The organism is Pseudomonas tremae (assembly GCF_001401155.1).
Lineage (GTDB): Bacteria > Pseudomonadota > Gammaproteobacteria > Pseudomonadales > Pseudomonadaceae > Aquipseudomonas > Aquipseudomonas tremae.
The window spans coordinates 1-391 of sequence record NZ_LJRO01000401.1 but is presented as its reverse complement, the minus strand read 5'-3'; the positions used below and the strand labels follow the sequence as shown (position 1 = coordinate 391).

Sequence of the window (391 nt, the reverse complement as noted above, 5' to 3'; positions counted from 1 at the left end):
GTCAGTTCGTCGCCAAACCGCGCGGCAAAGTGAGAACCCAGCGGCAGCGAATCGGCTGTCCAATATGCCCGAGCGCCTCCAGCAAGGCCGCAGTGTGTTGCAGTGCAGCCAGGGCCTCTGGTTCTGCCGGCCATGGTGATATTCCCCATCAGGCCTTGTCGAACTGCACCAGTGCGCGCACCCGCTCAAGCGCCTGTTGATGGAATGTAGAGATCGACGCGCTGCTGACCTCGGTCTGAAGCTCGAGCCCCACCTTGTTCAAGACTTCTACGACCTGACAGGAAACACTGTCCAGGGACGTTGTATCGCTGATCATGCTACCCCCTTGTGTTCTTTGTTATGGGTAGAGCGCTCGCTGTCATTGACGCTGTGCGAGGCAGTGGCTCAAGTC

At 58.8% G+C, this 391-nt stretch carries 1 protein-coding gene; it reads right to left on the bottom strand.

The annotated features are described in order from the left end of the window. Positions 1–148: 148 nt before the first annotated feature. Positions 149–316 carry a hypothetical protein gene (locus tag ALO43_RS22575; protein ID WP_054998097.1) on the bottom strand — a complete coding sequence of 56 codons (168 nt, stop codon included), beginning with the start codon at positions 314–316 and terminating at the stop codon, positions 149–151. Positions 317–391: the final 75 nt, after the last annotated feature.